Here is a 25,655-nt window from a genome sequence, read left to right as displayed (position 1 = left end):
TTACCATCACCGTAAACAGGAAGATCCTTGCCCTGAAGTGCGTTATTGATGATAAGTGGAATAAGCTTCTCAGGGAACTGGTAAGGGCCATAGTTGTTAGAGCAGTTTGTAATGTTTGCAGGGAACTTGTATGTATCCATGTAAGCCTTTACAAGCATGTCTGATGTTGCCTTTGAAGCTGAGTATGGTGAATGTGGATCGTATGGTGTTGTCTCATAGAAGAATGCGTTGTCATCGTCTGGAAGAGAACCGTAAACTTCGTCTGTAGATACATGAAGGAACTTCTTGCCTTCCTTGAATGTACCATCTGGAAGCTCCCATGCTTCCTTTGCACAGTTAAGCATTACAGCTGTACCAAGTACGTTTGTCTGAACGAAAACCTCTGGATTCTTGATTGAACGGTCTACGTGTGACTCAGCAGCGAAATGTACAACTCTATCGATATCGTTCTCAGCAAATACCTTTCGGATTGCTTCCTTATCGCAGATATCTGCCTTTACAAATGTATAGTTATCGCGGTTCTCGATATCCTTAAGGTTCTCGAGATTTCCAGCGTATGTAAGCTTATCTACGTTGATAATTCTGATTTCGTTATCGTACTTCTTAAACATGTAGTGAATATAGTTACTTCCGATGAAGCCTGCTCCACCTGTTACTAAATATGTTCTCATATTCTACCCCTTTAATTTAAATATATTATGCAAAATAATCCTTAAGTATTTTAAACGTTCTGCATTCAAATTACTATACGTTTATTTATTTATGTGAATATTTGCTAGGCAGTACTTTTTAATTCATAGAATTGTTGTCGCTTTTTACAACATGTAAACTTTCTTTTTTCTTTCCCACATTTCGTTTCCTCCAAAAGTCAACCCCAACATCTAGCAAACCCTTGATTTTCCTACATTTTTTTCGATTTCTTTTTTCAAAGATTACACAGAATCTCCATACAGTTTTTCTAGACTTTAATTAGTGACGATTGCACTATGAAAGGAGCTGTTATATCTTATGAAAAAACATTATGCAATTCTAATTGTTTTCATTCTTGCTCTAAATCCTATACTTGCATCAGCTACTGCGTCTGATGCAGATGAAAATCCGCAGCCAGCACAAGTAAATAACAGTGAAAACGCCCCCATCACACAATCAAATGATGTTCCTACGGAGCCCGAACCAGTAATCGATAATCCTATTCCTGCTCCTGAAAACAATAATAATGATGTTCCTGAAATTCCAAAGGTCGATAATGTATCAGATACACCAAATCCAAAAGATGAACCAAAAGTTGAACTACCTGATGAGTCAGACGTAGAAAAAGATGTAAAAGATGATAGTGAAGATAAAGAAAACGACGAACAAACCGATGTAAAAGATGCTGCTGAAGACGACAAAGCGGAAGAAGATGATGCATCTATTACAGAGGAATCAGAGGAAGATGACCAAAATGTACATGTTCACACTTTCAAATACACAGGTAATAAAGATGGCACACATACAGTAACCTGCACTGAAATGATTGAACCAGATGAAGATAGCGAGGACGAAGCTGCCACCGAATGCACTTATGAAGAAATTGAACCATGTGAATACGGTGAAGATGATATCTGTATTTTCTGTGGTGACAAAAAGCCTGACGAGGAAGAAGAATTTGCTCCTTCGATTTCATTTTCAATTTCGAATCAATCATTTTCATTAGGTGGACCAAATCCTGTAATTTCAGTAAATATCTCACAGGATGATTACGATATCGAATATGCTCAGGTTTGTTTTGCAAACTATGGTGAAAATAAATTTATAAATGTAGGCTTAGCTCAAGGAAAGTATTTCGATTTCATTACTGATGAATTCGTGTATACCTCAAACGATTGCTGGTGTGCCAGTCCTGACATTACAACAGATTATTCATCCGGTACCTATTCACTTAGGTCAATTTATGTTAGAAGTACCACGGGTGAAAGTATACATTATTCAATTGAATCGGATTCCCTTCCAGAAGAATATCAAAATATTGATATCTCTTTAAATATGGATGCTGTGCAAAGCGATTTCAGTAATATAATAGATAAACCACTTATTGATATTCCTGCCTTTTATGATGATAGCGAAGATGATGAAACAATGGATATACCTGAATCTGTTCCAGAGGTAATTCCTGATATAAGTGAAGATGAGCCACAAAACGATATAGAAGATTATCCTATTCCTTCCGAACCTTCATCTCCGGAAACACATGAGGAAACTAACGCTGAACCTATTCAAGAAGAGAATATCGAAGATGAATCTGAAAAATTAATAGAAGAGCCGTTACTAGAAGAACCTGCTATTACTAAAGCTAATGATAATGAAAACAACGATAATAGCCAATCTATAATAAAAGATACAATAACCGAAACAATTGTCGCTGAGGAGGAGCAAACTCCAATTAGTTCCGATAGTACAGAAGCAGCTAATGTCGATAATGAAAATGCAAAAGAAGAAACTGCACAAGCAGAAGAAACTCCCCATACCGCAAATGACGATCAGCAATCATCAATAACCCAGTTCTTCAATAGTATTTTCAAATTCGTAAAGAAACTGTTCAAATGGTGGTAATTTATGTATAATACTTAAAAATTTGTTATTGAGGAATATCTTATGAATATTAAAGAATACTTTACCTATAAAAAAATAATACAATCTTTCCTAGTAATTATGTTAGGCGTATTCTGTTATGCATTTGCTGGGAATTTTGTATCTATAGACGATGATATTATCCCTTTATCTTCGGGGAATATTGAGGCAATGTTTTATGTAGAAAATGCAGAAACTGGTACTATGACATGCATTGGAGATGGATTGATTAATACGGCTTCTGAACTATATGGTAATGATTCTGTAGTTAAAGCGATTGTTACATCTCCTGACTACACAAATTATTTATCGCAAGGAATTAGTTTGTCGTGGAATAAAATAATTTTTCAAGATAATCATTATAAAGTTATAGGCACTTCAGTTTCAAAAAACACATCACCATCTCAAATCAATGTCTGCGATTACGGAATGATTGGAGATGGCCATTTTGATAATTCTGCTATATTTAAGGAATTATGCACAAAGTACAAAAATTTATATTTTCCTTCTGGTCAATATTTATTTACATCTGAAATAACAATATCAAATGCCTTAACCATGACAGGTGAGTCTTTTGACTCATCGGTTCTAATATTTAATTGTTCATCAATTCCACCTAATATAAACTGGAATTTCAGATTAAAATGTAAAAACTTTAATGCTTCCAATCTATCGTTTAAATTATCGGATAACATCGCATATGACCAAAAAACTAACATTGGCTCCGCACTCATTAAAATAGATACTTCTGATTCATGCAGTTTTAATCGATGTTCATTCGAATGTGATAATAGTTCTCCATACTATTATACAACATTTTGGATTAATTCCGATAATGGTCCTATTTCAAACATATTATTATCAAACTGCGAAATAAAAAATACTGCCGCATGTAGAATAGGTGGCGCATTTTGGGTCTATGGGTGCAAATATCCAATCTCCAATGTAAAAGCAATAAATTGCTCTTTTTTCCATACTGGATGGGATGAAAATATTGCCATTTGGGGTAGATCATCAGTTGATATAACAAATATATCAATAACTAATTGCGTAATTAATAACGCCAATAACGACATGGTTTCCGACAATATAATTGCTGTAAATTTAAGATCTCCTATTTCAACAGTTAATGTTGAGAATAATGCTATCACAGGTAATGGACATATTAATACTGGCATAAAACTACTAGGAGCTGGTAATATTGTATTCAGCAATAACACTACAAATATAACAAACTTACTGGATGACAAAACTAATTATGGATATTTGTATATATTCGACTGTTATAATTTAACATTTTCCAATAATACAACTGTACTTACTCAGGCCTTTCCTGCAAGAATTAAGTTAAAAAGTTCTAAAAACATCAATTCAAACAATTTTACAATTAATGCAGAAAGCTTGAGATTCGAATATACCGACAAATCAACCGCTAGTTCAAAAATTGTATTAAACGACAATAATTTTAATCTTGACGTTGATATTCTTGATTTCTGTACATTTTTGTATATAGATGGAGGAACTATTTCATTTAACTCGAAGACTCGTGTATTCTTACCTACTTATAATATCAGTTCATCAATAAATAATTGTACAATAGATGGTGACATAAGTATTATTTTCGATAATCACAACAAAAATTTGCTAGAAATCTCAAATTCTATAGTACCTAAAACAATTAAATCAAATTATCCATCTAAATTAATAATTAATTAATTGCTAAAACTTTAAGAGGGGTTGGAGTAATCCAGCCCCTCTCAGAGTGTAGACAAAGTGTCGCGGCGACGCGACCTTTTCTTTTTAATAAGGAGGAACTGGAGTCGGCAGACTCCAGTTCTTTCATTTTTAGACTATCTAAATCCTTAGAAAGCCTTGATTTCACAAGCTTTCTAGCCACTTTTTGGTATAATAGAACTATCAAAACAAGGGGGTAGAATAATGATTACAGAACAAAACGAGAAGGCTAGAAAGCAGATTGAATTTGTATGTACAGATGATTTGGTTCCTCAAGATCATCTTCTTAGAATCATTGATAAGGCTATTGAGTGGTCCTTTATTTATGATTTAGTCAGAGACAAATATTCTCCAGATCAGTGTCGTCCAAGTATTGACCCTGTTACTCTAATCAAAATCCCGCTGATTCAATATTTATACGGAATAAAAAGCATGCGTCAAACTATAAAAGAGATTGAGGTGAATGTTGCTTTTAGATGGTTCTTAGGGCTCGAACTCTATGATAAAGTCCCTCATTTTTCTACTTTCGGAAAGAACTATTCAAGACGATTTGAAGGTACTGATTTATTTGAACAAATTTTTCAGCGCATCTTAGAGGAATGCTATCGTTTCAAACTGATTGATCCAACAGAAGTTTTTGTTGATGCTACTCATGTAAAAGCAAGAGCTAATAATAAAAAGATGCAGAAAAGAATCGCTCAACAGGAAGCCTTGTTCTATGAAGAGATGCTAAGAAAAGAGATAACATCAGACAGAGCTGCTCATGGTAAAAAGCCATTAAAAGACAAGGATGATGATAACAATTCTTCAGGTTCATCAGGTGGAAATGATAACTTTGAAGACTACACTGATGATATTCCTTTGGATGGTAAAACAATCAAATATAGTACTACTGCTCCTGAAAGCGGATGGTTTAGAAAGGGCGAGCACAAGCATGTCTTTGCTTATGGAATAGAAACAGCTTGTGATAAAAACGGATGGATTTTAGGTTTTGATGTCAATCCAGGTAACGAGCATGACAGCAGAACTTTTAAGGGCCTTTTATGATAAGCTAGAAAACATTGGAATGGAAAAATGTATTGTTGATACTGGATATAAAACTCCTGCCATAGCAAAACTCCTTCTTGATGATGGTGTAAAACCTGTTTTTCCATACAAGAGTCCACAAACAAAAAGATGGCTTCTTCAAAAAGTATGAGTATGTCTATGATGAATACAATGACTGCTACATATATTCGAATAATCAAATCTTAAAATACAGTACTACAAACAGAGACGGATATAAGGAGTACAAAAGTTGTGGTCACATATACGAAAAATGTGAATTCCTAGGTCAGTGCATAGCTAGTAAAAATCATGTCAAAGTAGTAACCAGACATGTATGGGAAGAATATATGGAAGCATGTGAAGATATCCGATACACAGAAGGAATGAAAGAATTATACTCTCACATAAAAGAAACCATAGAAAGAATCTTTGGTACAGCTAAAGAGAATCACGGTTTCAGATATACACAGATGTATGGCAAGGCGCGCATAAGAATGAAGGTCGCGCTTACCTTTGCATGTATGAATTTAAAAAAGCTGGCAAAAATACAGCAAGAATGGGAATTAGATATGGCTTAGAGGAAGCCATTTTCATCATAAATCTCAAAATAACATCGAAGAAATAGGAAAGGATGCTGCAAAACGAAGTTTTGCAGCATCCTCATAGCTATAGTTAATGCTATCTATTATCATAGAACAAACATACATTATTTTCACTTTTATTCAATATTCAAACTACACTTTTCCAGCACCCAGTTTTTAATCATTGAATAACAACTAACGTAGCTCACTTCAGATTGACAATATGAATTAATCAAAACAAAATCTATCGCTTATTTATTATCTTTAATACTTGCATAAAATTTTCATTCTTTGTCAATAATGATATTCCTATATATGACACAACACCAGCAAATATTTGAATTAATAAACATATTACATTAGGTATACTATAAAAATATAAGCCTACGAAATAAACAATTATTCCCATTATAATTGCCCCTAATATATTAGGAATTACGTCTTTTAGCACCTCAAATAATGAATAGTCTATAGACTTTTTACAAGCAATTGAATATAGAAATAATCCTACAATTTCTACAACGACCTCTCCTAATGCAATGTATATTGTACCGAATTTAACAGTAACAATTATTAAGCATATTCCTATAATTCTCAATGGTATGTCATATTTTAACACTAAATTGCTATTTCCAACAGCCTTTACAGCTTGAAGCATTGCTGTCAACGCTGGTCTTAACATCAAGCTTGCGCAAAAAATTTTGATAAATGGTACTATTGGAAGCCATTTTGCTGTTAACACAAGATTTACAATTGTAGGAGCTGTTACTGCAAATCCAACCAAAACTGGACTCAAAACATAAGAACACATAGATAAAGAACGTCTCGCGATAAGCTTTACACGCGCCACATCCTCCTGCTCGTGTGACATTGCTGGAAATAGTGCACTATTCAATGCAGTATCGATATTTGCTATTATTAGATTAGGATAATAACTTCCCTTTGTATAATAGGCTAAATCTTCACTAGAGTACACTTTTCCAATAATCAAGTTTCGTAGGTTTCCATAAATATTATTTAGTAAACTCTGAACCAATAATTTCCAACCATAATCGAATAATTCTTTTAACCTATATACGGAGAAATTAAGACTTGGTCTCCACTTAACAGTAAACCATAGAACTATCATATCTATAGTACAATTTGTCAATTCCTGTGCCACTAGTGCCCATACTCCAAAACGATGGTACGCCATCCAAATTCCTACAAATGCAGAAATAATTGTACCTATCAAAGTAGAATAGAAAAATCTTTTAAACAGCATGTTTCTTGCAACGTAAGCATGTTGAACAGAGTTTAAACTCGAAATAAGAATCTTTATTGCTAATACTCTTAACACTGGAGTTAATATAGGCTTTTCATAGAAACTCGCAACAAAAGGTGCCACCCAAAATACTATACTGTACAAGAATAAGCAAAAAACAATATTAAAATAAAAAACTGTAGAAAAATCCACATTATCAGCATCTTTCTTCTGTATTAAAGATGAACCAAAACCATCCGTTACAAAAACATTTGCAATTGTAATAAATATAGTTACCAACGCTATTGTTCCATAGTCGCCTGGGTTCAACAATCTAGCTAGGACAATTGCTACAAGCATAGATACTAATTGTGCCATAGCCCTCTCTAGAAATTTCCAAAATACCCCACTTAATATCTTGTGTTTTATATTATTTCCCATTTATATATTTCCTTTTCTAAATCACTAATTCTTATAATCTAAACATAAATGAATTAGGTGCATTATTATATTTCTTCTCTGCTAATTCTTCTACATTTTCAAATACATAAGCAAAACCAACGAGGAAATAAAATAGCGGATAAGTAAACACCTCAGTAATACCCATAATCATAGTTATAGCTATTCCTGCACCAAATATATATGATACATCAGTCCCCTTTCGTGATGTTCTATATAATATAGCAAATAATATAATAAATAACCAAATACAACCAATCAGCCCATATTTGAATACTACCTGTAAGTATTCAGAATGACAATGTGTTGCTGATCCAGCAATAATACCATTAGGGAATACACCTAGTAATCTAATTGTATTTTCCGACCTCAAGGCACCATATCCCAATAATGGTTTATTTATAATAGCCAAAACTGCGTTTGCCCATATTACATCTCGCGATGAAAAAGTCATATCCTTACTAAGTATTCCAATAATTATAGGTTCAAAAATCTTAACATTTCCCACAATTATTATCATTACAAATAAAACTATAGAAATTATTCCTAGCTTAAATGGCGTTACTATCTTCTTGATATTTGGCAAAAATACGATGGATAGCATTAAGATTGATCCAACTAACCCCGTTGTCGAATCTGAAAAAATATTCATCATGCCAGCTAAAAATGCCGCAATTAATGATAACCTACTCTTGTGTACTCTATAATCTATAAGTAAAAATAACATGATAGGATACAGCCAAAAGACCAAACTATTACTTACACTTATCAACCACATAGGAGCTGGTGGATATGGAGGAGATATCACTGTTCTTAGTCCATGCGGAAACACAAGCATTGTTAATGCATTCCCATATACTAATATGTATGAATAAATAACTAGGTATCTTAACAATTTATCAATTTGATTAATATAAATATCTATTATCATTATGGCTGCCACTAATCCTATTGTATTTTTTAGTGCCCCTTCTATCCATCCATTATTAATAATAGTAACAACGCAATATTCAATCTGTAGTAGCAACAAATAATACGTGCCCCTACTTATTTCATGTTGCCTTGTAATGAATAATCCAAACCAATATACAATTGTTACAATGCGTATCAACAGAATTACATTGTTATAAACATTACTACCTTGAAATAACTGCGTATTGAAAATAGGCATTAACAAAATAAACCTAAACATTTCCATTACATTAATTATCAATTTCTAATCTCCTTAATAATCCTAGCTGGTACCCCACCAACAATACTATACGGAGGAACATCATGTGTCACTACAGAGTTAGCACCTACTATAGATCCTTCTCCAATTACCACGTTAGGCATTATACAAACATTTCTACCAATCCATGCATTTTTTTCGATTATAACTGGACCTTTAGAACGAATTTTACGTTTATTCGGCATAAGCTTTATATCTTCTTTTGTTGTATTTCCATGTTGATTATCTGTAACAAACGCATTAACACCTAATAATACACCATCTTTTATCTCTACTTTATTGCATGCAGAAATATAACACCCATCCGTTATGGTCACATTATTTCCAATTTCTATAATTGGGTCTTTATCTTCGACTTTCCATGCATGAATTTTAATATCTTTACCACCTGAAAAATTATCCCCTATAGAAATACAATCTTCATTCCGTAACGAATAATCTCTACCGATAGTAGCATTACATCCAATTTTATTTAGTTTCTTCTTATCAATTTTCCATCTCAATTTATTTCTAAGAATACCTGGAATAAAAAGCACCTTATAAATTTTCTTATTCATTTTAAATCACACCTTCTATTAACACTTTTTTATAAAAAGTATTTTCGCCAACTAATCCCTCGCTGAACCAAGCTAATTTTTGTGGCACTTTTTTCAAATCTTCAATACACTTAGCATCATATTCTCTATACAATAATTTTGATAATAAAAACATATCATTCGGGAAAAACTGTATATTATCAAGTACAGCATTATCTATGCCGTACTTTTTGGCAAGCATAAAAGCTGCATCTATAAAGAAATAAATAGTATAATCTCTATATTTTAAATAATACTCTTCGAATACTTCATTCATAGCATTCACAAACACGCTTTCCTTACGACTAGCTATAAAATATCCAGACCAACTACAACTAATCGTTCCGTATTTGAAAAACTCACTACTAGTACTAAAGCAAAGTGACTCAAATGATTTTGATTTCAATTTTTCAAACATCGGAAAGTAGTCTAAGAAAAAAATAGTAGCATCTATCCATAAGCCACCATTATTTTTTAATAAATTAAATCTTAGAATATCCGAGAAAGTTTGTACTGATATTTTCCCTTTATAAAAATCACTCTCAATAATCTTATTAATATTTGTATAATCTCTATAATTCTCTTTTGAGATTTCTATTATTCTACAATCACTATATGTTTTTCTTACTGATGCCAAGCATCTTTTTACAATCTCAGGGGCATTTTCAAATCCATCCCACCAAAAGACAAACACATTCTTCTCAATTGGACAGTTTGAAAAATCAGTTGTTTTATATTCATATTTTTTTAGAATCGGATAAATCCGTTCATCCAAAAGAGAGATTTTTTCATTTAAATCTTTGAATGCATTTGTTCGTCTTCGTTTATGTTTCAATTCATATGAAAATGATTTTTTCATCTTTAAAGATGCCCTAAGTGCATATTTAACATCAACAACATATGATTTTAAGCTTTTAGCTCTATCCATAAAAAGCTTTTTTTCAAAATAATATAATCCCTTAGGTAAATAGACTCTAGCATTTACCTTCACTTTTGAGCTTATTTTTTTATAGCTTTTAGAAATAATCCTAATTGATGAAAGGTAGTCAGCGTCACGATCCATAATTTTTCTAAAATCATAAAAATCTTTTTTTGAAGAATTTAATGTTCTAGAATATAATGTTTCAATCAAATAATAATAAAGAGCATATGCAATATGATTATCGTTCGGATTCTCAATAAGCTTCAATAACGTATCTTTTGCAAGTCGTGCTTTAGTAATGTAGCTGTTTATTGTACCCGTTTTCATCATTGAATTTTGATTACCAATGTTATAATAATATGAGTTAATTCCAGCTATAGTCTTTACAGAACTTGAACACCCTAAAACCAGATAAGTAAAAATCGAATCCTCACCCAATGTGATATTTTTACACTCGCTAAACTTTACCCACGCCTTATCTACTATTTCTTTTTTATAAATTTTATTCCACCTAGAAAAAAATAACGTATTAGGAATACCTTCAGTACTTTCATTATGTAAAAAGGTTCCTCGCAAATTCTTTAATTCATCCCCCATATACACTTTAGTTTCAGATAATGGATAAGGTCTTAATTGTCCTTTAAAATCATAATAGAAACCTGAAGCGATAATATCCTCGTTATCTGATTCTTTTATAAGATTAAATAAAAAATCTTTACCCCAGTAATCATCAGGATCTAAAAAAGCTATATAATCACCAGTAGCATTTTCTATTCCAGCTAATGTTGCATCTACTAAACCTCCATTTGCTTTGTTAACCACTTTAATTCGCTCATCTTTTTTCGCATAAAAATTCACCATTTCCATGCTAGAATCAGTAGAACCATCATTAACTAAAATTATTTCGATATCACCATAGGTTTGATTTAATACAGATGGTATTGATTTATTTAAATACTTTTCCTGGTTATAAATTGGTACAACAATCGATATTTTTTTTACCATACTATTTGTTCCCATGCTCTGATTATTTACGATTCCTCTAATGCTTCTCTCAATGCCTCAAGCTTACCTTTTCCATACTTCAAATCTGGCTCCATGTAAGCTCCTTCGCCCCATTCATTCCATGAATTAAGGAATACAATACGATGCTCTAGATCTTTATCTTTAACTCTATCAAGAACTTTTTCTACTGCATACTTAAATGTTTCAGGTGTTGTTCCATGATAAATAATAGCTCTTCTACCAGATCTTGGCGATCTATCCCAGCCTGCTAATAACTGTGGATACACATCATTTCTTGAATCAATATCAGAATAAATATTATCTACAATTTTCTTATAATCATATTTTTCAATTGCTAAACCTGGAGCTATTCTACGAAGAAGAGCATTAAATACCTTCTTAACTTTTCCTCCTGCCATAAGTTCAGCATATTTTTGATTATATGTTCTAATAGCGTCAAAGCCTACATTCTTTGTATTATCAACCTTTTCCTCGAATGCATCAAAGAATGATGATAAATTCTTAGGATTAATATTTGGAGCTGCTGTAGTTCCTACAAAATGAAATCCCTCAAGTCCATTTTCTTTAGCAAGCTCATTCCAATAATTTATAAAATGCTCTGGATCCGGAATAGCGAATGGGTCAAATACAAGGAATAATGGCTTTCCATCCACTTTAATATATCTATCATCCTTAAAGGCATCTAAAAATCTAAAGAAATGTGCTTTATAGTCTTCATCTCCTGGATACTCCTGCTTAAAAATCATTGTATCCTTAGCAATACCTTTACCCTTTTCCCAAGTTTTTGTTGTCCAATCATGATTCGCCCAGCCTAAACAAAATGGAAAATCTGGCTTACCTGTACGAACTGCTCTATCAAATGGCATCTCTAATACTTCCTTACCATTTCCGAACCAATAGTGCCAATAACAGAATCCTTCTATTCCAGCTTCTTCTGCAAGTTTTGCCTGTTCTTCTGCCACTTCTTGGAGTCTTAAATCGTAAAAACCTAAATCTGCTGGAATCCTTGGTTGATCATGCCCCTTAAAAAGTGGTCTTGCTTTTGCAACATTAGTCCACTCAGTAAATCCCTTTCCCCAGTATTTATCATTTGATGGTACTGGATGAAACTGAGGCAAATATAATGCAATTACACGAGCTTTTTTATTATTCATTTTCGTTCCTCTTTATCTTTTTATATTTTATAAATTACGACTTTATCTTTTTCACACACAGTTTTCATAAGCATCAATAAAATCATCTGCCAAGGAAGACCACAAATAATTTTTCTGTATCATCTCCTGAGCTTTTAATCCAATTGACGAATCATCTCTATTTAAAACGTTCTTAATCTGATTAGACCATGCATCTACGTTCAAGTCATTAAAGATATATCCATTCTCTCCTGAATGTATTAAAGTACTGCTTCCCCCATTCACACTTGAAAAAACAGTCATTCCATAATACATTGCTTCCAATAAAACCATACCAAAAATATCGTATTCTGTAGGGAATAAGAAAAACTTGCATGCCTTGTAAAGATTTGGTAATTGACTTTGAGCCATTTTATCTATCCATATAACAGACTCTTCTATGCCTAACTCAATTATTTTCGCACGTACACGTTTTTTATACTCTTCAAGGCCTGTTCCCACCAAAACCAATTTACATTTAGAACACTTATTTACTTCTGAAAATACATCTAACAAAAATAGAATATTTCTACGTTCTTCAATCTTCCCAACATATAAGAAGGTATTGAAACCATCTATTTCATCAAGTGTCTTTACTACTTCTTCGCATGGTTCTTCATTTACAAGTTTATTTTTATCAAGTCCTACACCGACTGTTTTAACATTTTCAAACCCCTTATCTTTTAAATAAGTAGATGCCATCTCGCTCTTTGTTAAAATGTGTGTATTCTGCTTGTTTCTTTTATTCAGGAATATCCTATCAAATATAGACGTCTTTAAGTTATATCTCTTATTAAATGAATTAAAGTATGGACCATGATAAACAATTACAGGCTTTTTGCAATATGTATATATGTACCAACTATATAACTGATCATATTCATTAACCTGTACAACATCATATTCGCTGATAAGCTCTTTTAAATTCCAAAACAAGCCATTTTTTAATATATTAATTCCTGTACGCCAATATATATGGATATCTTTTCCATAATCTGTGTGAATTAGTTGTTCGGAATTATTCTTTTTTGTTTCAAAGAATACTATGCCACACTCATGTCCTTTTTCTACTAAAGCCTTAGCAAGGCCAATCTCTTGAACATTATAGCTATCTATATTTATTTTTTCTGGGAATGGTCTGATTATAAGTATTTTCACTTTTTTACCTTCGCTTAATCTCTTCGGAATAAATCTCTAGTATATACTTTATCTTTAACATCATCTAAACAACTGTCGTATCTATTAGCTATAATGCTATCACTCATTTTCTTAAACTCATCAAGATTATTTACAACTTTACTTCCAAAGAAAGTTTCGCCGTCCTTCAATGTAGGCTCATAGATAACCACTGTTGCGCCCTTAGCTTTTATTCGCTTCATTACACCCTGAATCGAGCTCTGACGGAAATTATCCGAATTAGATTTCATAGTAAGGCGGTATACACCGACTGTAACACTCTTTTCTGTATCAGCACTCCAAGTATTACCTTCTGAGTATCCATAATAACCAGCCTTCTTAAGAACTCTATCTGCAATAAAATCCTTGCGTGTTCTATTACTTTCTACTATAGCTGACATCATATCTTGAGGAACATCCTTGTAGTTAGCAAGAAGTTGTTTTGTATCCTTAGGCAAGCAATATCCGCCATAGCCAAATGAAGGATTGTTGTAATGGGTACCAATACGTGGATCAAGACAAACACCATTAATAATCTGCTGAGTATCAAGTCCCTTCATTTCAGCATATGTATCAAGTTCGTTAAAGTAAGAAACTCTAAGAGCAAGATATGTATTAGCGAAAAGCTTCACTGCTTCTGCTTCAGTAAATCCCATAAACAATGTATCTATGTTTTCTTTAATTGCACCTTCTTGAAGAAGTCCAGCAAATGTATGAGCAGCTTTTACTAATCTCTCGTCATCTAAATCTGTACCCACAATAATTCTTGAAGGATACAAGTTGTCATATAAAGCCTTACTCTCACGAAGAAACTCTGGACTAAAGAGAATGTTGTCTGAACCAAATTTTTTTCTAATAGACTTAGTGTAGCCTACAGGAATGGTAGACTTGATTACCATAATGGCATTTGGGTTATACTTCATTACAAGCTCAATTACATTCTCAACAGCTGATGTATCAAAATACTGTGTTTGAGAATCATAATTTGTTGGTGCTGCGATGACTACAAAATCCGCATTTGTATATGCTTCCTCTGCATCTAATGTGGCTACCAAATTCAATTCTTTTTCAGCAAGATATTTTTCAATATATTCGTCTTGAATTGGAGATACTCTCTTATTAATCTTTTCTACTTTTTCAGCAATTACATCAACAGCATGAACCTCATGATGTTGAGCTAATAATGTTGCTATCGAAAGACCTACATATCCTGTTCCTGCTACTGCGATTTTCATACTTATTCCCTCTTTCAATAATACATTTATATTTTATTTGCCTAACTGTGCTGCAATATCAGCATCTACAATCTCTTCACCAGTCTTATCCTTAAGCTGTTCCATAGATGCTGCTGAAAGACCATTGTTTACTGTTGCACACATATCACATGTACTGCACTTATCAAGATCTTCCTTTGTTACCTTGCCATCACGGAGATCACGAACAATCTTGTTCTCGTACATGCTGTACTTCTTCTTTGTCCAGAACTTAGCCTTGTGACGGATTACCCACCATAGTGGTACCCAAATATACTTATGCATAGCTGGTGAAACTGAACCAATCATCCAGCAATCTCTATCACAGCAACGAACCTTTGCACGAACTGACTCTGCCTCTGGAGAATTCCAAAGCTCATCCCATGACTGCTCATTAAGGTTACCCATAACCTCTTTGTCCTTTGTACCATTACATGGCATTACATCACCATAAGGATCGATGAAGAAAGTATCGAATGACATATCACATGGAAGAAGTCTCTTCTGTCCATAGATATAATTGATAAGTCCGTGGTTGAAGTATGCTCTAAACCACTTCTTAGGGCTCTTGCTTGCAAGAAGCTCGTTAACAAGATTCTCAAAATTCTGAGCTACCATTGGACGATCCTTAATAATGTTCTTAGCTTCTACGAAATAGAAACTATTGTGAAGTGAAGCTGTTGCAAACTCCATTCCCATCTCATCAGAAAGCTGGTAAAGAGGTACAAGATCAGGTGCGTTCATATCTTGAACTGTCATACCAAATCCAACGTCCTTCATACCCATCTCACGAAGCTTCTTAAGTGTCTGGTAGCCTCTCTGAAAACCATTATCAAGACCACGAATCTTGTTATTTGTCTCCTCCAGACCTTCGATAGAAATACGAATACCAATCTGTGGGAACTCCTTACAAAGATCTACAATACGATCTGTAAAGAAACCATTTGTAGAAATTACAATACGGTCTGACTTCTTATAAAGCTCACGAACAATATCCTTGATATCTGTTCTGATAAAAGGCTCACCACCTGTGATGTTTGTGAAATACATCTTAGGAAGCTTCTTGATTGTCTCGATTGAGATTTCTTCTTCAGGCTTTGATGGTGCCTTATATCTGTTACACATAGAGCAACGTGCGTTGCATCTGTAAGTTACGATTACGGTTCCGTTTAATTTCTTTTCTGCCATAATAATCCTTTCTTAATAACTTAATTAAAAATGTATTCTAAAATTGTCAATATTTCTTCTTGTCTCTTTTTTTCTACTTCAAATAATTTACTTGCGAAATCGTTCTTTTGCTGTGATATCCTTTCAGCATTATTAGATGAATCACTATAAACATCTATTGATAATTCTCCTAAACCACTATCAACCATGGTTTGCTGAATCTTAAAATTCTTTTTCTGGTCAAGGAGAGCAATTGGTAACGCACCATACTTATATCCTAACAATAATGAATGCAGTCTATTACTTATGTTGTACGTACATTTGCTATATATCTCAGAAGCATCATCTAGTCCTAACTGTTGCTCTATTAGTTCACTATTATATTTTTTCTTAAACCTATCATAAATGTAATTACAAAAATCTTTATCTTCTAAAACCTGATAGCAAAAATATAATTTAGACCCATCTCTATATAGATTAGCAATAATTTCATCACATTTTTTTATCACTTTCTCCTGATAGTCTTCATCAGCATTAAAGTCAACTGTCCCCCTCAAATTGATGCAAATATCATTATTATCATTAGCATGTCGTTCGCCATCAAAATCATATAGCCATGACATATCGGGGCACATTTTTGCCTTTTTTATACCTATACTGTGGCATAAATCTAGCGATTTTGTATCACGTACATAGTAATAATCAATAAAAATGCTTCTGATTTTTTCTGTAATGGCAAGTGTTTTAGAAATAGGACCTATTGACATTCCAATTCTTATGGTCCTTACCCCATAGATTTTATAAATCAAAAAAATCAAACTAGCAACTAAGTTTCTAATACATTTTTTTAAGCTTCTACCATAGTTATGTCCTAATCCAGATACTATAAATACTTTATGACCATTCTTTTTTGCAATTCTAGCATCACTAAGTATATTTAATATAAACCCAAACTCATTCTTTACATCAATCTTCTCTGATTCCCTAATACCCAGTTCACTAATAAATTTTTCTGGTATCTCATCGCTACAATTACACTTCACTTCTCCGTATTTTCGTAGCGTTTCAATTAGTGCTCTATTTATTAACGCGTCACCAGTATTGTCAAATTTAGTCTTTGTCTGATAATAAATAATGTTCATCTAGTTTAATTCTCCTGTAGATAACTAAAATTATATATTCTCAATTTATTACTACTCATTTAAAATTCCTACCATTTATTTTGTATATCCAACTTTTTCTACTAGCTCTTTCATCGCTTAAATAATATTGTATCTATCTTCTGTATTACAAATCTTGCGGTATAGGAAAAGCAAACAGATCCAACCACTACCATGAGAAATGTGAGCCAATAGTCTATATAATTATTTTGTGTCATTTCAATTAAACGTAGTTTTTCCAATATTCTAAATACAAACATGTGGCAAAGATAAATTTCAAAACTTATTCCGCCTATGAATTTCATGATAGGATTTATTAATAATCCTTTTTCAGATATAAACAGTGACATGATTAAAATACAAGTACCTATCAGCAACATCACGATAGTTATACTCGTCACAAAATAATATATTCCAACGCTTTTCACCAATAGAATGATTGATATCCATTTCATAGAAGCAATTTTTTCTATTTCTTCTTTATATATGTATACCATTCCGCCAATCATGAAAAAGATAAAACTATATGCTATAGACTTTCTTCCAGCATCAAAATATACTCTGCATAAATAATTCATTATGTATGAAGCTATCAATGCTATCCATGCTCTTTTTTTATTAGCTAATAAGAAACAGAAGAATGGGAACAACATATAAAAAACAAATACCGTTCCTAAGAACCAGCCAACTCCTATAACCGTAATGTCAGCATTAGGTATTAAACCAAAACAAAGAGTTAAATTAGCAAACACTTCATAAAGCGAATTCAAACTAGGTGATATAATCAAATCCATAAAGCATAATAGTGCAAAAAAGGGAAGGATTTTCTTATATCTTTTCTTGTAAAATGAAACAATATCTATATTACCTGATATCATCCTATCATAATATCCACAACACATTCCGAAACCACTAACTGACATAAACAGAAATGTAAAGTTGGTAAATGAAGGTATCATTTGGTCATATATAAACCCACTCAAATTGTACTCTGTATTAGCCAATACATGCATTAGCACAATCCCTATACAAGCAAGTGTTCTCACTCCATCTAGTGCGTCGTATCGTTTCTTTTCACCCATCATTCTTACCCCTCGTATATCTTCATCATCTTCTCTAAATACTCATCAATAGTATCAAACTTCAAATCCTTACAAGCCTCATGCATAGCCTGTGCCTTGGCATCATCCTGCCAAATGCTGTGGATTGCATCACAAAGCTGGTCTACATCTCCGCTTTCATATAGAAGACCAGTCTTGCCTACCTGAATAAGCTCCGGGATACCGCCGATATTTGCACCGATAACTGGTGTACCATACATCTGGGATTCCATTACAGAAAAAGGACAGTTTTCGTACCATTCTGATGAGTAAACAGACATCTTGGCCTTGCGAATCAGATTAGCTAAATCATCGCCACTCCTAAAGCCCACATTCTTAATATTATCAATGCCTTTAAGCAAATCTTCTAATGGACCCTTGCCTGCAAAAATGAAATTAACCTCAGGCATTCTCTTGGCTGCCTCAATCAATGTACGGATCCCCTTTTCCTCGGAATATCTTCCGAAGTAGAGTACGTAATCTTCCTTCTCAGATTCTATCCATGGGATAGATTCGATAAAATTATGTATTGCAATAGTCTTTGGAGCAAACAATGGATTAGCATCAAGCTTGCTCTTCATAAACTGGCTACAGCAAATGAATGTATCAATGTATTTATATGTGCCCTTAAGCTTCCAGAAGGTAGCTTCCAGTGTACCGATAAAGCTTTTCGCTGTGCTGCCGTGGATACACTTACCCTTGGTACAGTTCATGAACTTACCACTAAGGCACTTTTCGCAATTTTCATGTGTGTTTGGATTGTTACACATGTGGTTAGGGCAAACCAGCTGATAATCATGGGCTGTAAATACAATCTTACATGCATGACCTGTCTGCTTTCTCCACTTCACAATCTCTAAAATCATGGATGGTGTAAGCTGATAATTGAAATTATTAAGATGTACAACATCTGGCTTGAAATCATCTAAAACAAGACGAATCTTCTGTCTAGCTTCTTTAGAATAGATAGTCTTTAAAGGATATGTAAGCTTTTCAAGCTTGCTGGCATCATGGAAATCCATATCAGATGTGTATGCATTAACCGCATTGCCTACGCATCTGCCTTCATGCTCCATGCCGAAATACTGAACCTCATTGCCCTTTGCCATAAGAGCTTCGCCCAGCTTGAAAATATATGTTTCTGAACCCCCGTTAGGGTATAAGAATTTATTTACAATTAGAACTCTCATTTTAAACTCCCTCGTATTTTTCGCTGATAGACCTGTAATAGGCCATCTTGCAGAAGTATACATCATTAGAGAGTTGTTGACAATTGCCTACTGATTAAAATTACTTATATTTTTTTCATTAATATATGTAACTTTTCACAAATAATACACAAATGGCATAAAAACAAGCCAGGGGCACACCTTGCGGTGTGCCCCTGGCTGCTTTATCAAGCTTTTATAATAATGCTTTGTATTCTTCTCTTTTTTCCTCTGGAATATCCAAGATTTCCATAGCCTCATCAGCTGAAAAGCCCTTGTTTTTCATTAGCTTCTCAATAGCCGTGAGTAAACCCATCTCTTTACCATGCTTTTCACCTTTTTCTTCTCCTATTTTTAAACCTCTTTCTTCTCCTATGCTCTCCCTATAATCTCCGTAGGCTTCTTTTAATTCTTCATCACTTAATAATGCAAACATATAGTCTTCAACCTCCCTCCTGTGTTCAGAAAGGTATCTTAATAATTTTCCCTGTTCGATGCAGATGCTAATAGTTGCTTGTATAGATTATCCTTGCATCAAATTAAAAGGTCTGATATCTGCGATATCTACAACTTTACCCGATACCTTAAGCATATCTAAGTCATACTGATTCTGAATATTCAGCCAAAACTGTGGCGTTGTTCCAAAATACCTTGCAAATCTCATTGCAGTGTCTGCTGTAATTCCTCTCTTACCACTAAGAATATCACTAATCCTAGACTGAGGAATATGTACCTCCTTTGCAAGTTTATATCCCGTAATGTTCATAGGTTCAAGAAATTCTTCACGTAAAATTTCTCCTGGAGATGTAGGTTCTAAACTCATCATATATAGCCCTCCTTAGTGATAATCACAAATGTCTTCAACAATTACATTTCCATTATTCCAATAAAAACAAATTCTATACTGATCATTAATTCTAATGCTATGCTGTCCCTCCCGATTCCCTGCCAATTCCTCAAGATGATTAGATGGAGGTATTCTCAAATCATTTATACTTGCAGCTGAATTAAGCATAATAAGCTTCCTTCTCGCCGTCTTTTGAATATCATGAGGAAGTTTTGTTGAGAATTTCATGTTCCAAATTTTCTCAGCTTCTTTATCATGCCATACCACTATCATTTACTTCTGTTCTCCATTAGTACTTCTGCTTTAAAGATATATCTTTTATATTTTTTTGTCAACCTTATTTTATCTGAAAACGCAGTCAACAAAGGCACACCTTTCGGTGTGCCCTGGCCAATTCGTTCACTCTTTATAATAATGCTCTATATTCTTCCTTTTTTTCTTCTGGAATATCCAGCGCTTCCAAAGCTTCCTCAATTGAAAAGCCTTTGTTTTTTATTAGCTTTTCAATAACCATTAGCATAGCTTTTTCTATTCCTTTTTCTATTCCTTTTTCTATTCCTTTTTCTATTCCTCGTTCTTCTCCAATGCTCTCCCTATAATCTCCGTAGGCTTCTTTTAATTCTTCATCACTTAATAATGCAAACATATAGTCTTCAACCTCCCTCCTGTGTTCAGAAAGGTATCTTAATAATTTTCCTTGTTCAATACAGATGCTAATAGTTGCTTGTATAGCCTTCTGCTTATCCCCATTATACAGCATAAGCTATTCTTTAATGAAACGCCTAGCACTTTTTTATGTTGCTTAACATCGCTACTTAGTATTATTATTCACCTTCTCTTTAATCTCTCCGACTAATTCGTGCACTGTTGTTGCAGGACACATTTCAGATGGCCTTGATTTCCCCTCTCTAATGCATTGGTCTATTTTTTGCCGAGCAATTTTTATTGCAGCCCCTTCGTTTCCTTTTTCACAGAGTCTGTTGTACATTTGGTCATCAACTTTTGAATATTTTTGTCCTGTTTTTCTCTCATACACTCTTCCAAATTCACTGCAACAAGTCCACGATTCTTGTATTGCTGGCATCTCACCAAAATATGCGTACATCCAAATTTCAAAGCAAGGATTCGACCACCCTACTCTAATCCCCTTTTTTTCTGCTTCCAATATTATTTCATCAAATCCCTGAACTTCATCTCTATCAAAAACGATCCATGGACTACGATACTGTGCATCATACGAACAATACTCCAAGCACTTATCAATTAGGGAATGTGTCTTTGTTTCGACAACCTTAATTACTATTCTATTCTTGATTTCATCTGGCAAAGCACTTTGTAGCCCGCTAAAAAAACATCGTTCTGTTCCCTTTGTATCTGTTGCTATTAAATAATACCCTAACTCAGGGACACGCATGTTACGCTTATTAGAACGACTTTTTCGTTCTCCTGTTCTATCTTTTCTTGCCATACTATACCTCCTCTAATAGCGCGAAACTCTTTAAAGAAGGAATGGCACCATATTTTCCAATTAAATAGTTTTTTTCATAATTTTCATCTTTACGTATTCTTGTTCCATCTTCATCAACAAAATCTGCTAGTGAATATAACGAAGAAACACCATTGGCATCTTTTTCCGTAAACCATATTTCATCTCTTCGTAATAATTGGTTAGACAGTTGCCATGTATCATGCGTAGTAAATATAAGTTGTGCATGGTTAACATTAATTTCTGGATTCAAAAATGTAAGCACAAAGTTCCTAACAAGTAATGGATGTAATCTTGCATTTAATTCATCAATAAAAAAGACACTACCTTTTTTTAAAACTTCTTGCAATTCTGGGTATAGAGCAAACATCTTAAGTGTTCCAGCTGATTCCATTTCAAAAGGAATCTCTGCCATATCATCTGAATCAATTTTATTATGTAATGAACTAAGTTTAAATCTCTCCTCATTTTCTTTATCACTTGGAATTTTCTCAATTTTAAAACCCTTTATATGCTCATCAAATGAAGAAAAATAATCTACTACTTTCTCTCTAACTAGCTCATCTTCAACAAAATCTTCTGGTAACATTCTCAACATGAAAAAGTTCTTTATCGGATCCCCAAAATCAGTAAATTCATTTGCTAAAAACCAGTCTCTTATTAACTTGCATTTCGCTATTTTTAATTTTGCTCCAAGCGAGATTATCAGAACTTGTTTTTCTAAGGCTACCTCTAAATTTTCTCTACTGACTTTTGGAAAACCAACTAAATCCAATTCATTATCTTCACCCCCACGATAAAACACCGTAGTATACTTTCTTGCACTCTTGGCCTTAACATTTAACCATTCTTCTGTAACTCCATCTATTCCTATACAAAACCCATAATTATATGTTCTACCAGATTGATCACCTGGAAGTGTAAAATATACTTCAAAAGAAGATTCATCATTTTCAGAGTGACTATCAAACAAAAATGGCGTTGGTCTATAATCATGATAATCATCTTCCTCATCACCATACTTAAAGGAATTTGTTACGTAATCTGTCATATATTCGAATGCACTGTATACATTTGATTTACCGCTAGCATTGGCGCCATATATAGCTGCTACAGACAAGATTTTCTCATTACCTACCTGAATAACTCTATCTGAAAACTCTGTCATTTTTGCAGCAGATAAATCAAGTGTTGCGTCATCTCTAAACGATTTATAGTTTTTAAAATTAAACTGTATCAACATATTATCTACCTCACATATTCTATCCAATTAACTCTTTCATAATTAATTATATAGATTTATATCCGAATTTCAACTCCCAAGTGTGACTTTTCCTCAGTTAGATGTATATATCTATCTTTTTTCCTCTATAACCTTTGATTATCCAATAAAATAAGGCACACCCTCCGGTGTGCCCTGTACATGCTACTTTTAATCCATATGATAAAGTCTTACAAAATTTCCAAACTGTGGTAGCGGAAGCCAAATGTATCCATCTCGATTTTCCGAAGTGGATATTATTCCCTTTCCCAGAAGTCTCTCGCGATACTTATTAAATGTGGAAGATGTAATTTCATTTCCACTTTCATTCATATAGTTAATCACTTCTGCTCGTTTCACTTGCTTCTCATCTGCGCCAAGCTCTACCAAGACAAAAACTATATCTTTATCTTTTTCTGAAAGTTCACTCCATAATTTATTATATGTATACTTAATCAGCTCACTTCTATATTCAACCTCAACATCGCGAACCTCATCATTTTTATTTACATATTTTTCAAAATACCAGTATCCTAGTAACTGATAAGCAAATGCATATCCCTTTGTCATCTTTGCAAGCTTAATAGCTTCCTTTTCGTCAATTCCAAAAGTATTAAAATATGATACTGCCATTTGGCTATCATCTAGTGGAGGAATTTCTCTATCTAATGTTCTTGTAAGGAATGTACAACCCTTTAGTTTAGCATTCTTCACATCTGTTAATTCTCTATAGTTTTGGTATAAACCTGTCATAATTAAATACACAGGAAGGTTTCTATGATCGATTATCAGATGCTGAAACTCTTGGGCAAAGGCTATCATTCCATCACATACATAAATATCATCAAGTGTAATCATAACCTTTTTTCCAGCCTGCGCTAATGTCTCTACAAGTTTTCCGATTAGAATATGTATATCAAAAACTTTTTCCTTGTCATATTCAATGCCTGCGGCTAAACCTAGCATTGAAAATGAAATATTTGATGCTTTCAAAAAATGCTTTGCACAAATTGGATTTTCAGCTAGGGATGCGGCAAATTGATTTAATATATCATCACCCAGCACCAAATTGCATACCACCCAGTCTTCACTTTCCATGAGTCTTCTGGTTATTGAAGACATCATAACTGTTTTTCCAGATCCCCTGACACCTGTGATTATGTAGCATTTTTCTGATGGGTTCGGATAACTAAAATTATCAAATATAGATTCTTCTAGATTTGTTGAAATATATTTATTAGGCTGCGCTCCAAAAGCATGTGTAAAAGGATTTTGCATTCTTCATACCTCCGTTACCTAAATTATAGCAACATTCTTTTTGAGGTGCAACCTTTCGTATCCTTTCACAATACAACATCTTCAGGTGCAACCTTTCGCATCCTTTCGCAATACAACATCTTCAGGTGCAACCTTTCGCAATCCTCCTTAAAAATAGGGCACACCTTGCGGTGTGCCCTTGCCCATTTTCAACTATTTCTTTTTATGTAATGTAACCAGCACTATTTCTCTAGGATTGTTCCATCTAGGCACTCTAGCGTCGCCCAAGCCCGAGCTTGCTATCATAGTGGCATTCTTCTCATGGTACACACCATAATCATATTTAGGGAACAAACGATAGTCTGGCCCCAACAATCCGCCAACAATTGGAAGGCGGATCAAGCCTCCATGTCCATGACCTGCAAATTCCAAATCATATCCATATTCCGATAGATAATTGAATTTTGATGAATCGTGATACAGTAATATATTGAAATAATTTGTATTGGCGTAGCCAATGACATCTTTCATGTGTACTGTAGAATCAACAAAATCAAGTCCTGTAAGCATATAGCTTGTACCATTAAACTCAACTTCTGCAGTTTCATTTTCAAGCATTACAACACCATACTTGTCACATAATTCCCTAAATTCAAAATAAGGCGCACCTGGGTAATACTCATGATTACCTGTTACATAGTACACTGGCGCCAGTTCAGTAATTCCAGCCAAAAGATCCTCAGCATTTTCTGTTGTATGCTTTTCATCCACGATATCTCCTGTCAGGAAAATAACATCTGGCTTAGCTCTTGCCACCAGCTTGATTAAATCTTCTTCATGGTCGCCAAATTCTTTGCAGTGGAAATCTGTAATCTGAACAATTCTGTATCCATCCATTTCCTCTGGCAAATCATCCAGCTTCAAATTATATCTTGTAGTCCTAAGCGGGCTAACAAAACCTACAAGAATTAATATTAATAAAACCAAAAGTATTAAACCAATAATTCTTAACTTACTTTTTCTTTTTATCATATATTTATAATCTCTTCCTCATTTTTTACGACTTTGTATTTTAACATTAATAGTCTATAAAAAAAAGCCATTGCTAACAATTTTCTAGCCATGGCTTTGTATATTTTT

Annotated in this window: 22 protein-coding genes and 1 pseudogene; 3 read left to right on the top strand and 20 right to left on the bottom strand. The window is 33.6% G+C overall.

Annotated elements, in window-relative coordinates:
* Positions 1-671, bottom strand: a 671-nt coding sequence (locus tag BM097_RS08620; RefSeq protein WP_143084972.1) for a dTDP-glucose 4,6-dehydratase, incomplete at its 3' end; no start/stop codon positions are given.
* Between the two features lie 337 nt (positions 672-1,008).
* Between BM097_RS08620 and BM097_RS08615 the strand changes: the two genes are divergently transcribed.
* From BM097_RS08615 to BM097_RS08605, 3 genes and pseudogenes are all read left to right on the top strand, one after another.
* Positions 1,009-2,592, top strand: coding sequence for a hypothetical protein (locus BM097_RS08615; RefSeq protein ID WP_090548132.1), 1,584 nt, complete (start codon positions 1,009-1,011; stop codon positions 2,590-2,592).
* 42 nt (positions 2,593-2,634) lie between these two features.
* Complete coding sequence (locus tag BM097_RS08610; protein ID WP_090548130.1) at positions 2,635-4,326, top strand: glycosyl hydrolase family 28-related protein; 1,692 nt, start codon at positions 2,635-2,637, stop codon at positions 4,324-4,326.
* Positions 4,327-4,548: 222 nt separating this feature from the next.
* Positions 4,549-5,969 (top strand): annotated as a pseudogene (locus BM097_RS08605) (IS1182 family transposase).
* Positions 5,970-6,216: 247 nt separating this feature from the next.
* On the opposite strand, the gene BM097_RS08600 reads toward BM097_RS08605, so the two are convergent.
* The 19 genes from BM097_RS08600 to BM097_RS08510 all read right to left on the bottom strand — a co-directional run bounded on the left by BM097_RS08600 (position 6,217) and on the right by BM097_RS08510 (position 25,547).
* Positions 6,217-7,656: a lipopolysaccharide biosynthesis protein gene (locus tag BM097_RS08600; RefSeq protein WP_090548127.1), complete on the bottom strand. Its 1,440-nt coding sequence runs from the start codon at positions 7,654-7,656 to the stop codon at positions 6,217-6,219.
* Between the two features lie 31 nt (positions 7,657-7,687).
* Complete coding sequence (locus BM097_RS08595) at positions 7,688-8,887, bottom strand: O-antigen ligase family protein (RefSeq protein ID WP_090548124.1); 1,200 nt, start codon at positions 8,885-8,887, stop codon at positions 7,688-7,690.
* On the bottom strand, positions 8,884-9,090 hold the full coding sequence (locus BM097_RS17040; protein ID WP_443197883.1) for a DapH/DapD/GlmU-related protein: 207 nt from the start codon (positions 9,088-9,090) through the stop codon (positions 8,884-8,886). The genes BM097_RS08595 and BM097_RS17040 overlap by 4 nt, the downstream gene beginning before the upstream one ends.
* 373 nt (positions 9,091-9,463) lie before the next feature.
* The gene (locus BM097_RS08585; RefSeq protein ID WP_177197417.1) at positions 9,464-11,407 is read right to left on the bottom strand and encodes a capsular polysaccharide synthesis protein; all 1,944 of its coding nucleotides are present in this window, start codon (positions 11,405-11,407) and stop codon (positions 9,464-9,466) included.
* A gap of 26 nt (positions 11,408-11,433) precedes the next feature.
* Positions 11,434-12,582, bottom strand: a complete 1,149-nt coding sequence (locus BM097_RS08580) for a glycosyltransferase WbsX family protein (protein WP_090548117.1) — start codon at positions 12,580-12,582, stop codon at positions 11,434-11,436.
* Positions 12,583-12,633: 51 nt separating this feature from the next.
* Positions 12,634-13,758, bottom strand: coding sequence for a glycosyltransferase family 4 protein (locus BM097_RS08575; RefSeq protein WP_090548115.1), 1,125 nt, complete (start codon positions 13,756-13,758; stop codon positions 12,634-12,636).
* A 14-nt stretch (positions 13,759-13,772) separates the two neighbouring features.
* Positions 13,773-15,011, bottom strand: a complete 1,239-nt coding sequence (locus tag BM097_RS08570) for a nucleotide sugar dehydrogenase (protein ID WP_090548112.1) — start codon at positions 15,009-15,011, stop codon at positions 13,773-13,775.
* A gap of 33 nt (positions 15,012-15,044) precedes the next feature.
* Positions 15,045-16,217: a radical SAM protein gene (locus BM097_RS08565; protein ID WP_090548109.1), complete on the bottom strand. Its 1,173-nt coding sequence runs from the start codon at positions 16,215-16,217 to the stop codon at positions 15,045-15,047.
* Positions 16,218-16,237: 20 nt separating this feature from the next.
* On the bottom strand, positions 16,238-17,338 hold the full coding sequence (locus BM097_RS08560; protein ID WP_090548107.1) for a polysaccharide pyruvyl transferase family protein: 1,101 nt from the start codon (positions 17,336-17,338) through the stop codon (positions 16,238-16,240).
* A 110-nt stretch (positions 17,339-17,448) separates the two neighbouring features.
* Positions 17,449-18,441, bottom strand: a complete 993-nt coding sequence (locus BM097_RS08555; protein ID WP_090548105.1) for an acyltransferase family protein — start codon at positions 18,439-18,441, stop codon at positions 17,449-17,451.
* Between the two features lie 2 nt (positions 18,442-18,443).
* A complete protein-coding gene (locus BM097_RS08550) occupies positions 18,444-19,646 on the bottom strand; it encodes a glycosyltransferase (RefSeq protein WP_090548103.1) in 1,203 nt (400 codons plus the stop codon).
* A 214-nt stretch (positions 19,647-19,860) separates the two neighbouring features.
* Positions 19,861-20,100, bottom strand: coding sequence for a hypothetical protein (locus BM097_RS08545; protein ID WP_242944684.1), 240 nt, complete (start codon positions 20,098-20,100; stop codon positions 19,861-19,863).
* A gap of 87 nt (positions 20,101-20,187) precedes the next feature.
* Positions 20,188-20,490 (bottom strand): HigA family addiction module antitoxin, encoded by a 303-nt coding sequence (locus BM097_RS08540; protein WP_090548100.1) that lies wholly within the window; start codon positions 20,488-20,490, stop codon positions 20,188-20,190.
* Between the two features lie 12 nt (positions 20,491-20,502).
* Positions 20,503-20,784, bottom strand: a complete 282-nt coding sequence (locus BM097_RS08535) for a type II toxin-antitoxin system RelE/ParE family toxin (protein WP_090548097.1) — start codon at positions 20,782-20,784, stop codon at positions 20,503-20,505.
* A 133-nt stretch (positions 20,785-20,917) separates the two neighbouring features.
* Positions 20,918-21,271, bottom strand: coding sequence for a hypothetical protein (locus tag BM097_RS16360; RefSeq protein ID WP_177197416.1), 354 nt, complete (start codon positions 21,269-21,271; stop codon positions 20,918-20,920).
* Positions 21,272-21,322: 51 nt separating this feature from the next.
* Entirely contained in the window at positions 21,323-21,979 is a 657-nt protein-coding gene (locus BM097_RS08525) for an RloB family protein (RefSeq protein ID WP_090548094.1), read from the bottom strand.
* Position 21,980: 1 nt separating this feature from the next.
* Positions 21,981-23,240, bottom strand: coding sequence for an AAA family ATPase (locus tag BM097_RS08520; RefSeq protein WP_090548091.1), 1,260 nt, complete (start codon positions 23,238-23,240; stop codon positions 21,981-21,983).
* Between the two features lie 189 nt (positions 23,241-23,429).
* Entirely contained in the window at positions 23,430-24,536 is a 1,107-nt protein-coding gene (locus tag BM097_RS08515) for an ATP-binding protein (RefSeq protein WP_090548088.1), read from the bottom strand.
* Between the two features lie 192 nt (positions 24,537-24,728).
* Positions 24,729-25,547 (bottom strand): metallophosphoesterase, encoded by an 819-nt coding sequence (locus tag BM097_RS08510; protein WP_090548085.1) that lies wholly within the window; start codon positions 25,545-25,547, stop codon positions 24,729-24,731.
* Positions 25,548-25,655: the final 108 nt, after the last annotated feature.

This window comes from Pseudobutyrivibrio sp. OR37 (genome assembly GCF_900113655.1).
Classification (GTDB): Bacteria; Bacillota; Clostridia; order Lachnospirales; family Lachnospiraceae; genus Pseudobutyrivibrio.
Note: the sequence above shows the minus strand (reverse complement) of the source record. Positions and strands in the feature narration are given on the sequence as shown.

Coding starts and splice junctions, on each gene's coding strand:
- BM097_RS08540 (WP_090548100.1), bottom strand. CDS start 20,490: ATGATGAGTTTAGAACCTACATCTCCAGGAGAAATTTTACGTGAAGAA.
- BM097_RS08615 (WP_090548132.1), top strand. CDS start 1,009: ATGAAAAAACATTATGCAATTCTAATTGTTTTCATTCTTGCTCTAAAT.
- BM097_RS08545 (WP_242944684.1), bottom strand. CDS start 20,100: ATGTTTGCATTATTAAGTGATGAAGAATTAAAAGAAGCCTACGGAGAT.
- BM097_RS08535 (WP_090548097.1), bottom strand. CDS start 20,784: ATGATAGTGGTATGGCATGATAAAGAAGCTGAGAAAATTTGGAACATG.
- BM097_RS08510 (WP_090548085.1), bottom strand. CDS start 25,547: ATGATAAAAAGAAAAAGTAAGTTAAGAATTATTGGTTTAATACTTTTG.
- BM097_RS08600 (WP_090548127.1), bottom strand. CDS start 7,656: ATGGGAAATAATATAAAACACAAGATATTAAGTGGGGTATTTTGGAAA.
- BM097_RS08570 (WP_090548112.1), bottom strand. CDS start 15,011: ATGAAAATCGCAGTAGCAGGAACAGGATATGTAGGTCTTTCGATAGCA.
- BM097_RS08515 (WP_090548088.1), bottom strand. CDS start 24,536: ATGCAAAATCCTTTTACACATGCTTTTGGAGCGCAGCCTAATAAATAT.
- BM097_RS08585 (WP_177197417.1), bottom strand. CDS start 11,407: ATGGTAAAAAAAATATCGATTGTTGTACCAATTTATAACCAGGAAAAG.
- BM097_RS08520 (WP_090548091.1), bottom strand. CDS start 23,240: ATGTTGATACAGTTTAATTTTAAAAACTATAAATCGTTTAGAGATGAC.
- BM097_RS08560 (WP_090548107.1), bottom strand. CDS start 17,338: ATGAACATTATTTATTATCAGACAAAGACTAAATTTGACAATACTGGT.
- BM097_RS08565 (WP_090548109.1), bottom strand. CDS start 16,217: ATGGCAGAAAAGAAATTAAACGGAACCGTAATCGTAACTTACAGATGC.
- BM097_RS16360 (WP_177197416.1), bottom strand. CDS start 21,271: ATGCTGTATAATGGGGATAAGCAGAAGGCTATACAAGCAACTATTAGC.
- BM097_RS17040 (WP_443197883.1), bottom strand. CDS start 9,090: ATGCCGAATAAACGTAAAATTCGTTCTAAAGGTCCAGTTATAATCGAA.
- BM097_RS08610 (WP_090548130.1), top strand. CDS start 2,635: ATGAATATTAAAGAATACTTTACCTATAAAAAAATAATACAATCTTTC.
- BM097_RS08580 (WP_090548117.1), bottom strand. CDS start 12,582: ATGAATAATAAAAAAGCTCGTGTAATTGCATTATATTTGCCTCAGTTT.
- BM097_RS08555 (WP_090548105.1), bottom strand. CDS start 18,441: ATGATGGGTGAAAAGAAACGATACGACGCACTAGATGGAGTGAGAACA.
- BM097_RS08550 (WP_090548103.1), bottom strand. CDS start 19,646: ATGAGAGTTCTAATTGTAAATAAATTCTTATACCCTAACGGGGGTTCA.
- BM097_RS08525 (WP_090548094.1), bottom strand. CDS start 21,979: ATGGCAAGAAAAGATAGAACAGGAGAACGAAAAAGTCGTTCTAATAAG.